10 protein-coding genes are annotated in these 12,979 nt (G+C 64.8%); 8 read left to right on the top strand and 2 right to left on the bottom strand.

Going from position 1 to position 12,979, the window contains the following annotated elements:
* Positions 1 to 277: 277 nt before the first annotated feature.
* From EV148_RS00920 to EV148_RS00910, 3 genes are all read left to right on the top strand, one after another.
* On the top strand, positions 278 to 3,229 hold the full coding sequence (locus EV148_RS00920) for a TonB-dependent receptor plug domain-containing protein (protein WP_131992092.1): 2,952 nt from the start codon (positions 278 to 280) through the stop codon (positions 3,227 to 3,229).
* Between the two features lie 70 nt (positions 3,230 to 3,299).
* On the top strand, positions 3,300 to 5,108 hold the full coding sequence (locus tag EV148_RS00915; RefSeq protein WP_158287253.1) for a tetratricopeptide repeat-containing sulfotransferase family protein: 1,809 nt from the start codon (positions 3,300 to 3,302) through the stop codon (positions 5,106 to 5,108).
* 104 nt (positions 5,109 to 5,212) lie between these two features.
* Positions 5,213 to 5,524 carry a hypothetical protein gene (locus EV148_RS00910; RefSeq protein ID WP_131992086.1) on the top strand — a complete coding sequence of 104 codons (312 nt, stop codon included), beginning with the start codon at positions 5,213 to 5,215 and terminating at the stop codon, positions 5,522 to 5,524.
* A 62-nt stretch (positions 5,525 to 5,586) separates the two neighbouring features.
* Here EV148_RS00910 and EV148_RS00905 read toward each other — a convergent pair whose 3' ends face one another.
* Complete coding sequence (locus EV148_RS00905) at positions 5,587 to 7,173, bottom strand: tetratricopeptide repeat-containing sulfotransferase family protein (protein ID WP_131992083.1); 1,587 nt, start codon at positions 7,171 to 7,173, stop codon at positions 5,587 to 5,589.
* A 105-nt stretch (positions 7,174 to 7,278) separates the two neighbouring features.
* Entirely contained in the window at positions 7,279 to 8,382 is a 1,104-nt protein-coding gene (locus tag EV148_RS00900; protein ID WP_131992080.1) for a PilT/PilU family type 4a pilus ATPase, read from the bottom strand.
* A 114-nt stretch (positions 8,383 to 8,496) separates the two neighbouring features.
* Between EV148_RS00900 and EV148_RS00895 the strand changes: the two genes are divergently transcribed.
* The 5 genes from EV148_RS00895 (at position 8,497) to EV148_RS00875 (ending at position 12,874) form a co-directional block, all read left to right on the top strand.
* Positions 8,497 to 8,892: a DUF4398 domain-containing protein gene (locus tag EV148_RS00895; protein WP_131992077.1), complete on the top strand. Its 396-nt coding sequence runs from the start codon at positions 8,497 to 8,499 to the stop codon at positions 8,890 to 8,892.
* Positions 8,889 to 9,554: a hypothetical protein gene (locus tag EV148_RS00890; protein WP_131992074.1), complete on the top strand. Its 666-nt coding sequence runs from the start codon at positions 8,889 to 8,891 to the stop codon at positions 9,552 to 9,554. Before EV148_RS00895 ends, EV148_RS00890 begins: the two co-directional genes overlap by 4 nt.
* A gap of 460 nt (positions 9,555 to 10,014) precedes the next feature.
* Positions 10,015 to 10,227 carry an HP1242/YdcH family protein gene (locus EV148_RS00885; RefSeq protein WP_131992071.1) on the top strand — a complete coding sequence of 71 codons (213 nt, stop codon included), beginning with the start codon at positions 10,015 to 10,017 and terminating at the stop codon, positions 10,225 to 10,227.
* A 141-nt stretch (positions 10,228 to 10,368) separates the two neighbouring features.
* Positions 10,369 to 11,739, top strand: coding sequence for a pyridoxal-phosphate dependent enzyme (locus EV148_RS00880; protein WP_131992068.1), 1,371 nt, complete (start codon positions 10,369 to 10,371; stop codon positions 11,737 to 11,739).
* A gap of 124 nt (positions 11,740 to 11,863) precedes the next feature.
* Positions 11,864 to 12,874, top strand: a complete 1,011-nt coding sequence (locus EV148_RS00875) for an FkbM family methyltransferase (RefSeq protein WP_131992065.1) — start codon at positions 11,864 to 11,866, stop codon at positions 12,872 to 12,874.
* The last annotated feature ends 105 nt before the right edge of the window (positions 12,875 to 12,979 follow it).

Below are 12,979 nucleotides of genomic sequence, written 5' to 3'. Positions count from 1 at the left end.
TGTGCTTTCCGCGTGTCGCCGATTGCGTGCCGATGCACGTCGCGCGCGCTTGCGCAAGTGTCCCCACGGTGCGCTGCGGCAAAATTTGCACGCCGTAACTTACTGATCCCTAAGCCTTTTTAGCGAATGTTAAGGCTGCGCTCAGGGATTCCCATGGCGTAAGAATGTTGTTAGTATCGCCCACTGCCGAGGGTTTTGGTGGACCGTTTTGGTCGTTCCCAGGGATGGGAGAGCACATGTCCCGAGCTGTGACACAACTCTGACGTTGGAGAGTGTAATGAATCATACGAGCAACGAGCTTTTCAAAGCCGTGCGCTATGCGTTGTACGCAGGCACCACGGCGGTGGTCGGTTTGTCGGCCGCGCCTGTGCTTGCGCAGGATGACACCAGCAGCCAGAAGCTGGAAACGATCACGGTGACGGGTTCGAACATCCGTCGCGTCGATATCGAAACGTCCAACCCGGTCGTCACCATCGATCGCGCCGCGATCGAGAAGACCGGCAAGCTGACCCTGGGCGACCTCGTCCAGCAGCTCCCGGCCGTCACCGGCCCGAACACCAACCCGCAGGTCAACAACTCCGGCGGTACCGGCTTCTCGAGCATCGGCCTGCGCGGCCTCGGCTCGTCGCGTACCCTCGTGCTGATCAACGGCCACCGTTACCTGTCCGGCGATCCGAACGCGATCCCGGCGAACATGATCGAGCGCATCGAAGTGCTGACCGACGGTGCGTCGTCGGTGTACGGCTCCGACGCGATCGCGGGCGTCGTCAACTTCATCCTGCGCAGCGACTACCAGGGTGCGGAGTTCTCGGCCGACTACGGCATCTCCGACCGCGACGACGGCGCCTCGAAGGGCTACTCCTTCACGTTCGGTCAGAGCTCCGACAAGGGCTCGATCATGGCCGGCGTCAACTACAAGAAGATCGACGGCGTCCTCGCCGGCCACCGCGAGTTCTCGAAGAACTCCGTGTCGCGCCTCGGTTCGACGAGCAGCGACATCGGCACGTTCGTCGGCGGTTCGTCCTCGTCGCCGTACGGCCACATCAAGATCCCGGCCGGCATGGCCGACCTGTTCCCGGGCTGCAGCTCGGGCTTCCTCGCGCGCAACCCGAGCGCGAGCGGCCTCAACGTCGCGACCGACTACCACTGCTATCGCAACAACGCGACGGCGGAAGGTCCGAGCGACAAGTACAACTACGCGACGGTCAACCTCGTGATGACCCCGCAGGAACGTACCGGCCTGTTCCTCAACGGCAACTACAAGATCACCGACAACGTCGAGGCCTACCTCAACGTGCTGCACAACAAGACCTCGGCGGCCTTCCAGCTCGCCCCGGCCGTGTTCGGCACGCCGTACGGCGCCTTCATTTCGAAGGACAGCTACTACAACCCGTTCGGCGTCGACTTCGCCGGCAACACGTTCACCGCGCGTCTCGAGTCGCTCGGCAACCGTAGCGCGTCCTCGGGCACCTCGAACGACCAGCTGTCGACCGGCTTCAAGGGTTCGTTCTCGGTGTGGAACGACCAGCAGTGGAACTGGGAACTCGGCTTCGACTACGGCCACGTCCACCAGTCGACGACGACCTACGGCCTGCCGAACATGTCGGTTCTGAACCCGGGCATGGGCCCGTCGTTCTACGACCAGACGAGCGGCCAGGTGTTCTGCGGCACCGGTCCGGACGACATCATTGAAGGCTGCACGCCGTTCAATCCGTTCAACCTGCAGGATCCGAACACGATCGCGGCCCTCCAGGCGGCGGCTTCGCCGGGCGTGAGCAACCTGTTCTCGAAGGAGACGGTCAAGCGCCTCGACCTGAACGGCGGTCTGTTCGAACTCCCGGCCGGCACGATGCAGCTCGCGGTCGGTTACAACTACCGCACCGAGTACATCCACTCCAACGTCGACACTGGCCTCATCGTCGACTTCAACGGCAACTGTACCCTCGGCAGCCAGTGCGGTTCCGCGCTGCAGGGTGGTTACAACGTGAAGGAAGCGTACGCCGAACTGTTCGTGCCGATCCTCAAGGATCTGCCGTTCGTGCACGCGTTGAACCTGACCGTGGGTGACCGCTGGTCGAAGTACAACACGTTCGGCAGCACGAACAACACCAAGTTCGCGCTCGAGTGGCGCCCGATCGAAGACCTGCTGCTGCGCGGCACGGTGTCGAAGGTGTTCCGCGCGCCGACGATCGGCGACATCTTCGGCGGCGCCGCGAGCGACGCTCCGAAGATCTCGCGCGACCCGTGCGACGGCTACACCGGTGGCGGCAACCCGGCCTGCGTCAACGTTCCGACCGACGGCAGCTTCGTCAACGAGAACGTGCGCCAGGCGCTGCAGCTCAGCGCGATCGCGTCGGGCGCGGCGTTCGCCGGCTTCCCGATCGGTCCGGAGAAGGGCAAGTCGTTCGACTTCGGTATCGTGTATGACCCGCATTGGCTGGAAGGCCTGTCGGTCAGCGCCGACGTGTGGCGCGTCTACCTGAACGAGAACATCACCGGCATCGGCGCGCAGCAGGTCATCGACCTCTGCTCGGCTGGCCAGACGGCGTTCTGCCCGCTGATCCGTCGTTACCCGAGCGGTCCGAGCCAGGGTCAGATCCAGACCCTCATCGAGCCGACCGGCAACCTCGGTCGCGTGGACGTGGGTGGCGTCGACTTCGCGCTGAACTACCGCCTGCCGGAGTTCTCGTTCGGTCGCTTCAACGTCGGCCTCAATGCGACGTACCTGAAGAACTACGACCTGCAGACGGCTCCGGGTCTCGAAGGCAACACGACCTACCACTTCGCGGGTCACTTCGAGAACTACGGTTCGGCGCAGGCTGCGGCGTGCCCGGGTGCTGGCGGTGGCGTCTGCCTCTTCCCGCGCTGGCGTGCGCAGAGCTCGGTCGGCTGGCAGATGGGTCCGTTCGATGCGTCGTGGGCGATGCGCTACATCCATCGCTTCCGCATGGGTTCGGCCTCGCCGTCGCAGGACAGCCATCCGTACGGTACGGGTAACCCGTCGCTGGACGGCCTGTACACCGACTACGGCTCGACCGTCTATCACGACATCCAGTTCGGCTACAACCTCGAATCGCTCAACACGCGCTTCGACATCGGCGTGAACAACGTCGGTGACAAGCAGCCGCCGTTCCTGTACGCGAACAACACGCTGAACGCGAACACGGACCCGAGCGACTTCGACCTGATGGGCCGCTACTACTGGGGCCGCGTGACGGTCAAGTTCTAAGATCGAGTCACGTTGTAAGCTACACGGCCGCGCGGGGTATCCCGCGCGGCCTTTTTTTTCAATGAAGACGATGAATCCCGACCTGATCCCGATTGCCGCAGCGGTTCGCGTCACCGATTGGCGCGAAGCCGAGCGCCTCGCGCGCGCCCTCCTGCAAAGCGACGATGCACGCGAAGATCTGTTGACGATGCTCGCCATCAGCCTGCACATGCAGGGGCGCGTGGGCGAGGCGATCGACACGTACGAGCGCCTGACGAGGCTCTTTCCCGAGCGTGGCGAGCATTGGGGCAACTACGCGACGTCGCTGCGTGAAGCGGGCCGTCTGGCCGAGGCAGCGACGGCGTACGAAGAAGCATTGCGGCTTACCCCCGCAGATGCGGGGCAAATATTGAATTACGCCTTGCTCCTGCTCGAAGAGCGAAAATATGCGGAAGCGCGGGATCACGCGCTGAAGGCCTATTCGCTCGACCGCAATTCACCGCACATCCGCATCGGAGCTGCGCAGATATGCAGCGCATGCCGCGAGGACGAGGAGGTGCTGGAGCTGCTCGACGGATGGCAGGGCTGGTCCCTGCCGGACGAGGAGGCCCGGCTCAAGCTGGCCAACCTCCTGCTTACCATAGGAAATGGGAACGACGCCGTTGCGCTATTCGAGGCCTGCGCTCGCGATTCGGGCGGATCAACGTCATCCGTGCTGAACCTCAGCGCGGCTTATGAGCGGGTCAACCGGATCAAGGATGCCGAACAGCAGCTATTGGCACTCGAGTCGAGGAAGCTCAGCAGTACCGAAGAGTACGCCAGGCGGCGCATCATGGCGAAGCTCGCAAAACGCACGGGGGACCTCCCCATCGCGCGATCGATTCTGGAGGAGCTCGGGCCGATCCATGCAGGTGACTTCACTCACTACTTCACGCTGGCCGAGGTCTACGACAAATTGGGCGAGATCGATCTCGCAATGGACGCATTGAGGACGGCGCACGAGCTTCAAGGAAGCGACGTACGACAGATCATTCCCAAGCGTTTCGAGCCGGGCGCCGCCCCGTTTCCGGTAGCGCTCAAGCGCGTGACACAGGCCGCATTCGCGAAGTGGCAGGACACGATAGCGCCGTCCGCCGCGCAATCCCCCGTACTGATCGTCGGCTTTCCGAGGTCCGGTACGACGCTACTTGAGCAGATGCTGGATGCACATCCCCGCTTTCAGTCGATGGACGAGCGTCCATTCTTCAGCAATCTCGTCGATCAGTTGGCCGAGCATGACATCCGATTTCCCGAGGACATCGAGAAACTGGGACAACGCGATTGCGATGAACTGCGCAGGCGCTATATCGCAATGGTCTGTGGGGCGCTGAAGCGTCGATGGGACACCCGGATCGTCGACAAGAACCCGTTGAACATGCTGTGGATGCCGCTGATCCATCGCATGTTCCCCGAGGCGAGGTACATTCTTGCATTGCGGCATCCCTGCGACGTCATCCTGAGCTGCTACATGCAGAACTTCCGTACGAACATGCTGGCGGCAGCATCGACGGACCTGACCAAGCTCGCAGTCGCGTATGTCGATAGCATGACCAATTGGCTGCACCACGCGGACCTCCTTCGTCCGCATGTTCTCGAGGTCCGGTACGAGGACACGGTGACCGACATCCGGGCGCAAGCGGAGAAGATCAGCGCGTTCCTCGAGGTCGACAGGGCGGAGAACCTGCTCGGCTTTGCCGAGCACGCGAAAAATAAGGGATTCATCGGCACGCCGAGCTATACCGAGGTCATCAAGCCGGTGAGCACCCGCGCCCTCGGCCGCTGGCGCAAATATAAGCAGCATCTGGAGCCGGCGCTGTCCATACTCGAGCCGATGATCGCCCACTGGGGCTACGAGGCCTAGGCTACAACGGGCGAATATGTTAACAAAGGCGCAATTGCACCAACAAAATTTTTGTATACATTGACTGCCCGGGCTCTTCCGGGCATTCAACGAAGGGTGGCTCCATGAACCGTCACATTCTGTCGACGCTGCTGGTCTTGGCTCTTGCTCCTGCGACGTCGTTTGCGTCGTGCGAAATCGACTGCACCGCTGGCTCGGCTTGCGCCCCCGTGAACGACAGCAACCCGGTAATCGTCAATCTCGCAGTCAGCGAGGCCCAGTCGTGCGGCGCGACGGTGAACCAGTCCATCGCGGTAATCTACGAGAATCCAAATTCGCATCTGTGCCTGTACAAGTTCGCCGAGTTCGTGGTGACGAGTACACCCGTTACGAGCGGCAGCAACCTGTCGTACGAAGCCACATATTGCATCAACTGATATTGGATGCCGCCGGGACTGGAGTGCTCTCCTCGCTCCGTCCCGGCGCCTTGGCTCGCGCGTCAGGAAAGGGCGGCACGCAAGGGATCCAACAGCGCGCCGTAGCGATCGCTGCGCGCGGTGTCATGGCGCAACGGCTCGCGCACCTGCATCGCGCTCGGCGAGCGCACGTCGCGCTCGGTGCGGTGGAATTCGAGGCAGGATGGTTCGAACGACAAGCCAAGGAAGTCGAGCAGGCTGCGGATGCGCTGCTCCGGCTGCGCGAGGAGGTCCTCGTACACGCTTTCGTGCACATGCCCCGGGTGCCGCGCCAGCGCATCGCGCGTGGCGCGGTCGAATGCGCGCCAGAACCCGGCGAGGTCGGCGAAGCTGCGCGTGTATTCGTTGTTGTAGAGGAATTGGCGGTAGCATGAAAAGCAGGTCTCGAGCGGATCGCGGCGCACCGCGATGATGCGGGCGCCCGGCAGCATGCGGCGGATCGCGTCGATGTAGTACCAGTTGTTCGGCAGCTTGTCGGTGAACAGCGCGCGTCGCCGGCGCCAGTGCGCGGTGCGATCGAGATAGGCCTGGCCGAGCCGCCGCCAGTCGTCGGCGCGCATCGCGCCGACCCAGCGCGGATACGGCTGCTGCCGCCGGCGTGATTCCCCGGCGATGAGCAACGGCAGGTCGGCGAGCTCGCCGGCGCCCTCGACCGCCGGATGCGAAGCGAGGATCTGTTCGATCAGGGTCGAGCCGGAACGCGGCAGGCTGGTGATGAAGATGGCTTCCTGGCCGAATGCTTCGTCCTGCGGCGAGTCTTCCGCATCGGCAAGCGCGGCGTAGGCGTCGCGGATCGATGCCATGAACGCGTCGAAGCCCGCGGCGTCCCAACGCCGTCGCCGCCGCGCGACGGCGTTCGCCTGCTCCAGCGCCGCGAGCGACGCCGCGTACTCGCCGCGTTCGTCGAATGCCTTCGCGAGGGCGAAGCCGGTCGCGACGATGTCGTCCTCGCTCGCGTGCGCATCGCGCAACGCGGCCTGCATGCGCGCGACGTCGCCGGCTTCGAAGCGCGAGGTACGGATGTCGGCCAGCCCCCACCAAGCGATGCCGGTGCACGGGCGTTCGGCAAGGATGCGCCGGTATTCCGCCGCCGCTTCCGTCGGATGGTTCGCGACGCGCAGCATGTCCGCGAGCAGGGCGCGGGCCTGCACGTGCGATGGCGCGAGTTCGACCGCGCGCCGGAGAGCCGTCACGGCCTCCTCGTGGCGCACGCACCGCGTGAGCAGAACGCCGAGGTTGAACCACGCGAGCGCGAGGCCCGGCTGCAGTTCGCAGCAGCGCCGCAGTGCCGCGATCGCACCATCATAGTCGCCAGCTTCGGCGAGCACGGTGCCCAGCGTGTTGAGGTACAGCGCATCGGCCGGCCGTTGCGCGACCGCCGCGCGGATCGCGCGGATCGCCGCCTCGTGGTCGCCTCGCTGGCTGCGGATGCCGGCCCAGAGGCGCAGCACTTCCGCCTGATGCGGGAACGCGGCGATCGCCGCGCCGATCTGCGCTTCCGCCTCGTCGACGCGGCCGGCTTCGAGCGCCTGCGCGGTCGCGACGACCTGTTGCACCGCGCGCGGCGTCAGGCCCTGCAGGCGGGACGGGAGGGAAGGAGTCGTGGCCATGAGCGACCGTCGAGTCTAGCAGGGGCCGGCCGCGGGCCGCCGCGCCGCCCATGGGCAACGCCGCCGCGGCGGCGCCCGTCCGCGCGGCACGCCCGACGCGGTGCGTCAGTAGTTCGACATGTCGAAGTTTTCGGCCATCGGCGCGTCGCCGCCCTCGGCGAGGCGCACCTTGAGCGCGAGGCCGTCGCGCGAGTCGGCGTGGTTGAGCGCTTCCTCGAGCTCGATCTTGCCTTCCTTGTAGAGCGCGTAGAGCGACTGGTCGAACGTCTGCATGCCTTCCTGCAGGCTGCGGTCCATCGCCTCCTTGACCTCGTGCACCTGGCCGCGACGGAGCAGGTCGCGGATGTGGGGCGTGTTGAGCAGGACCTCGACCGCGGGCAGGCGGTGGCCGTCCTTGCCCATCACGAGACGCTGGCTGATGACCGCGCGCAGGTTCAGCGCGACGTTCATGAGGATGTTCTTGTGCGCCGACTCGGGGAAGAAGTTGAGGATGCGCTCGATCGTCTGGTCGGCGTTGTTGGAGTGCAGCGTCGCGAGGCAGAGATGACCGGTTTCGGAGAACGTGATCGCCGCCTCCATCGTCGTCGCGTCGCGGATCTCGCCGATGAGGATGACGTCGGGCGCTTCGCGCATCGCGTTCTTCAGCGCTTCGTGGAAGCTGTGCGTGTCGAGGCCGACCTCGCGCTGGTTCACCACCGACTTCTTGTGGCGGTACAGGTATTCGATCGGGTCCTCGATCGTGAGGATGTGGCCCGAGCTGTTCGCATTGCGGTAGTCGATCATCGACGCGAGCGTGGTCGACTTGCCCGAGCCGGTCGCGCCGACCAGCAGGATCAGGCCGCGCGGCTCCATGATGATGTTCTTGAACAGTTGCGGCAGGCGCAATTGTTCGATCGACGGGATTTCGCTCTTGATCGCGCGGATCACCATGCCGACTTCGCCGCGCTGCTTGAACACGTTGACGCGGAAGCGGCCGGCGTCCTTCACCGCGATCGCCATGTTGAGTTCGAGCGCCTTTTCGAACTGCGGCACCTGGCCTTCGTCCATGAGCGAGTAGGCGATCTTCTTGACCATGCCGTTCGGCAGGCCCGTGTTGCCGAGTGGATAGAGCTTGCCCTCGACCTTGATGTTCACCGGAGCGCCGGTGGTCAGGAACATGTCCGACGCACCCTTCTCGGTCATCAGTTTCAGGAAATAGCCGATATCCATCGCGGTTCTCGCTCTCGTTCGTTCGTCACATTCGCCGGTTCGTCGGTCCAGCATTGCCAAACCCGGCGTCGCCTTCCCAAAATAGGGGCCCCTGTGCAGGCGAGCGGCGAAGTTATGACACCAGCACGCAAAAAAATCCATGCGGCGATCGTCGTTCTCGTGACCGCGCTGGCCGCCGGCTGCGCCCCGACCAAGCCGCCGCTGGACGAACTCGACGCCGCCTCGCGCGCGCTCGCCGCCGCGCGGCAGGCCGACGCGCCGCAGCTCGCCGCGGCGGAGTACCGTGCGGCCGGGCGCCATTTCGACCAGGCCCAGGCCGCCCAGCGCGACGAGGACTACGACGCGGCGGCTCAGCTCGCCGCCGAGTCGCTCGCCGACAGCGAACTCGCGCTGGCGAAGGCCAAGCTCGCCAGGGCGCGCGCCGAGGTCGAGCGCCTGACCCGCGAAAACGAGGGCCTGCAAGGCGACCTCGACAGCCACCCCGCCGGCCTGCAGCAGGAGCAGCCATGAACTTCGCCCGTTCCGCCCGCTGCGTCCTCGCGATCGCGCTCGTGGCTTGCGCCACGAACGCCGTCGCCGCGCGCGACGACGACTACCTGCGCCTGCTCGACCGGTTCAACACGCTCGCGACCGATCCCCTGCTCGGCAGCCGCGCGCCGATCGCGATGGACCGCGCGCGCCTCGCGCTCGCGCATCTCAAGGAAGCGCGGCGCAGCGAGCGCGAACACTGGATCTACATCGCCGAGCGGCGCATCGACAGCGCGCGCGCGAGCGCCGAGGCCGAGTCGCTCGACGAGCAGCGCGCCAGCCTGCAGCGCGAGAATGACCGCCTGCAGCTCGCGATCGCGCGGCGCGACGCCGAGCAGGCGCGCGCGGAGCTGGAGCGCCAGCGCCTGCAGGCGCAGATCCGCGCCGAGGAAGCGGAGCGTGCGCGGCGCGAGGCCGAGGCCGCGCGTGCCGAGGGTGCGCAGGCGGCGCAGGCCGCGGAATCGGCGCGTGCGGAAGCGGAGCAGGCCAAGCGCATGGCCGCGGCGCAGGCCAAGGCGGCCGCGCTCGCGAAGAAGGAAGCGGAGCTTGCGGCGGCGCTGTCGGACGGCGGGTCCAAGCCGAAGGCCGCAGCCAAGGACGTGTCCAAGCCCAAGCCGAAAGCCAAGCCGCCAAAGTCGAAGTGACGGGCTGCCGGCGGGCAGCGCCCGCATCTCATTGATTTGGCGCAAGTCATTGTTTGCGTTAAAAATTCATCAAGCCCGTCGGGTCGATCGCGGGCGCCTGATCGCGCACTTTTCCGGTTGCCAAGGCAGGGGCATCGGAGTAGCGTCTAGCTCCCAAGTGGCCCGTTTTTTCCTGGACCCCACTTGGGCCAGAGCCCATGACAGCAGCGATCGCGACAGAGGATGGCACTCCCTCGGTTTCCCGAGGCGCGGGCCGTGCGTACGGACGTTTCCTGGCAGTGGCGTCCGCAGCAAGGCCCGACGATTTCCGCTCCGCGTTCGTGGCATCGTCGACGGTGACGGCGGCTCATTCCGAGCCATTTCGCAACCTCGCGGTAACTCGTCCCGCTCCGCAGCGGCACGGCCGAAAGGCCGTGCCGCCGCGTGCGTGTGTGTTCCTTGCACCTTAGGAGGCCGGCTGATGTTCGAGCAGAACCAGAAAGAAGTCGAAGCGCTGATGCAGAGCAACGCGGAGTTCCGCAGCCTGTACCAGCGGCACAAGGAGCTGGACAGCAAGGTGCGCGATGCCGAACTCGGCGTCCTGCCCATGGATGACGTCACCCTGCACAACATGAAGAAAGAGAAGCTGCACGCGAAGGACAAGCTCACCTCGATGTGGGCCGCGGCGCACTGACCGGATTGCCGTTGCCGGCGCCGCCGCAGAGGCGGTGACGTCGGCGACATCCCCGCCCTCGGGTATCATTCCGCGATCACCTCCGGCCGGAGGTGGCGACCGTCGCCGGGCCGTGCCCGCGACGCCCTACGCGGAGCCCGCATGACGATCCACCAGAGCGTACTCGAGTTGATCGGCCGCACGCCGATGGTCAAGGCGCAGCGCCTCGATACCGGCGCCTGCGAACTCTTCCTCAAACTCGAGAGCGCCAATCCCGGCGGTTCGATCAAGGACCGCATCGGCCTGTCGATGATCGAGGGCGCCGAGAAGGCCGGCAAGCTCGCGCCGGGCGCGACGCTCGTCGAAGGCACCGCCGGCAACACCGGCCTCGGGCTCGCCCTCGTCGCGCAGGCGAAGGGGTACCGCCTAGTGCTCGTCGTGCCCGACAAGATGAGCCGGGAGAAGATCTTCAACCTCAAGGCGATGGGCGCGGAAGTCGTGCTCACGCGTTCCGACGTCGCCAAGGGGCACCCCGAGTACTACCAGGACCTCGCCGAGCGCATCGCGCGCGAGACGCCGGGCGCGTACTTCATCAACCAGTTCGGCAATCCCGACAACCCGCTCGCGCACGAGCAGACGACCGGCCCGGAGATCTTCGAGCAGCTCGACGGCAAGGTCGACGCGATCGTGTTCGGCTGCGGTTCCTCGGGGACGATGACCGGCCTGTCGCGCTATTTCGCCAAGGTGTCCCCGCAGACCGAATTCATCCTCGCCGACCCGGTCGGCTCGATCCTCGCCCAGTACATCAACGAGGGCACGCTGTCGACCAAGTCGTCGAGCTGGATGGTGGAAGGCATCGGCGAGGATTTCCTGCCGTCGATCAGCGATTTCTCGCGCGTGAAGAAGGCCTATGCGATCAGCGACAAGGAAAGCTTCCTCGCCGCGCGCGAGCTGCTGGCGAAGGAAGGCGTGTTCGGCGGCTCCTCGACCGGCACGCTGCTCGCCGCGGCGCTGCGTTACTGCCGCGAACAGGCGCAACCCAAGCGCGTCGTCACGCTCGTCTGCGACACGGGCAACAAGTACCTGTCGAAGATGTACAACGACTACTGGATGCTCGACAACGGCTTCCTCGAGCGCCAGCCGACCGGCGACCTGCGCGACCTCATCCTGCGCCCGTACGCGCAGCGCGACACCGTCGTGGTCGGCCCCAACGAGCTGCTCGTCACCGCGTACAACCGCATGAAGCTCTACGACGTGTCGCAGCTGCCGGTCATGGACGGCGACCGCATCGTCGGCATCCTCGACGAATCAGACCTGCTGCTGCACGTGCATGCGGACGAGAAGAAATTCCGCGACTCCGTATCGACCGCGATGGTGGAGAAGCTGCAAGTACTCGACGTCAAGTCGCCGATCGAGTCGCTGATGCCGGTGTTCGACGCCGGGCACGTCGCGATCGTGATGGACGGGGCGAAGTTCCTCGGCCTCATCACGCGCATCGACCTGCTCAACTACCTGCGTCGGCGGGCAGGGTGATGGCCTCGGCGCCGGGCTTGTCTCCGGAATATTTCAAGAGGCAACGTGTCTTCGACTTTCCTTGATCGGGGTGGGCTCGACAAGGTCGTGACTGCCAACTCGCTTACTTGGGGCTGATCTTCTGATGTTGAAAAATCCGCGTTGGTGGAAGGGCGATGGAAAATTGGTAGCCACGAAGAATGACATTCGTGCGGCGTACAGGATGTTGCTCGGCCGCGAGCCCGATGCGCGGGGTCTGCGTGACCATCTCGAGTGGGTGACCCGGTACGAGGCTCATCCTTCCGTACTCGCGGACCGCATCATGTCGTCTGACGAGTATCGGATGAAGTCGCAGCAAGGCGCCTCCATGTTGCCGATCGATATGGGTGGATATGTGGTACTCGCCCACCCGGGTGATCGGTTGATCAGCGCAGGGGTCATTGCAGATGGAAACTACGAGCCGCATGTGATCGAGCGCTTCGCACAAGCGCTACATAGCGGTGCGTACGTATTGGATGTGGGTGCAAACATCGGTCTCTACACGATGAAGGCCGCGGCGATTGCCGGAGAACACGGGCGTGTGTTCGCCGTCGAGCCACTGCCGCAGAATCACCGCGCCTTGTACGGCGGAATCGTGCGGAACGGATACTCGAATGTGAGCGTGTTGCCGTTCGCCGCTTCCGACGGGCCGGGTTTGATACCGGCAATCTGCGCCCTGGACTCGTCCAATGGCATTGTGGGCGTGCGCAGTGCAGGTAATAGCGAGGAGATCATGGTCCCGACACAAAGACTCGATGACATCCTGGCAACCATACCGCGCTTGGATGTCGTCAAGATCGATATCGAGGGGCACGAACCGGTGGCTTGGCGTGGAATGTCGGCGCTTCTGCAGAAACACCGTCCAACCGTATTCAGTGAGTTCAGTCCCGTCGCAATACGCAATGTCGGCAACGATCCTCTGGAGTATCTGAATATGATTTTCGCGTACTCATCCGATGTCACTGTGCTGCGCCGCGATGCAGGTACTGTCAGGTGCGACGAGCCGCAAGCCTTGATGCAGGAATGGCATCAGGCCAATCGTGCAGCGGGCCTCGATGGCCAGATGCATCTTGACCTGCTCATTGCGCCTCGCGGGCGCGCCGAGACCGTAAACTGAAGCACACTGTTCTGCGCATGAAGCAACCTCCGGCATGCTTGAGGTCATTCGTCCCACGCAGCGCGCGGCCATCCGTGGCATACCCGCCTTGGCTGATCCATCCTG

The sequence above is a fragment of the Dokdonella fugitiva genome (assembly GCF_004342425.1).
Lineage (GTDB): Bacteria > Pseudomonadota > Gammaproteobacteria > Xanthomonadales > Rhodanobacteraceae > Dokdonella_A > Dokdonella_A fugitiva.
The sequence above is the reverse complement of the archived record's forward strand: the minus strand, read 5'-3'. Positions and strand labels throughout refer to the sequence as shown.

Excerpts from the sequence above, each read along its gene's own strand:
- EV148_RS00920 (WP_131992092.1), top strand. The coding sequence starts at position 278 with ATGAATCATACGAGCAACGAGCTTTTCAAAGCCGTGCGCTATGCGTTG.
- EV148_RS00915 (WP_158287253.1), top strand. The coding sequence starts at position 3,300 with ATGAATCCCGACCTGATCCCGATTGCCGCAGCGGTTCGCGTCACCGAT.
- EV148_RS00910 (WP_131992086.1), top strand. The coding sequence starts at position 5,213 with ATGAACCGTCACATTCTGTCGACGCTGCTGGTCTTGGCTCTTGCTCCT.
- EV148_RS00905 (WP_131992083.1), bottom strand. The coding sequence starts at position 7,173 with ATGGCCACGACTCCTTCCCTCCCGTCCCGCCTGCAGGGCCTGACGCCG.
- EV148_RS00900 (WP_131992080.1), bottom strand. The coding sequence starts at position 8,382 with ATGGATATCGGCTATTTCCTGAAACTGATGACCGAGAAGGGTGCGTCG.
- EV148_RS00895 (WP_131992077.1), top strand. The coding sequence starts at position 8,497 with ATGACACCAGCACGCAAAAAAATCCATGCGGCGATCGTCGTTCTCGTG.
- EV148_RS00890 (WP_131992074.1), top strand. The coding sequence starts at position 8,889 with ATGAACTTCGCCCGTTCCGCCCGCTGCGTCCTCGCGATCGCGCTCGTG.
- EV148_RS00885 (WP_131992071.1), top strand. The coding sequence starts at position 10,015 with ATGTTCGAGCAGAACCAGAAAGAAGTCGAAGCGCTGATGCAGAGCAAC.
- EV148_RS00880 (WP_131992068.1), top strand. The coding sequence starts at position 10,369 with ATGACGATCCACCAGAGCGTACTCGAGTTGATCGGCCGCACGCCGATG.
- EV148_RS00875 (WP_131992065.1), top strand. The coding sequence starts at position 11,864 with ATGTTGAAAAATCCGCGTTGGTGGAAGGGCGATGGAAAATTGGTAGCC.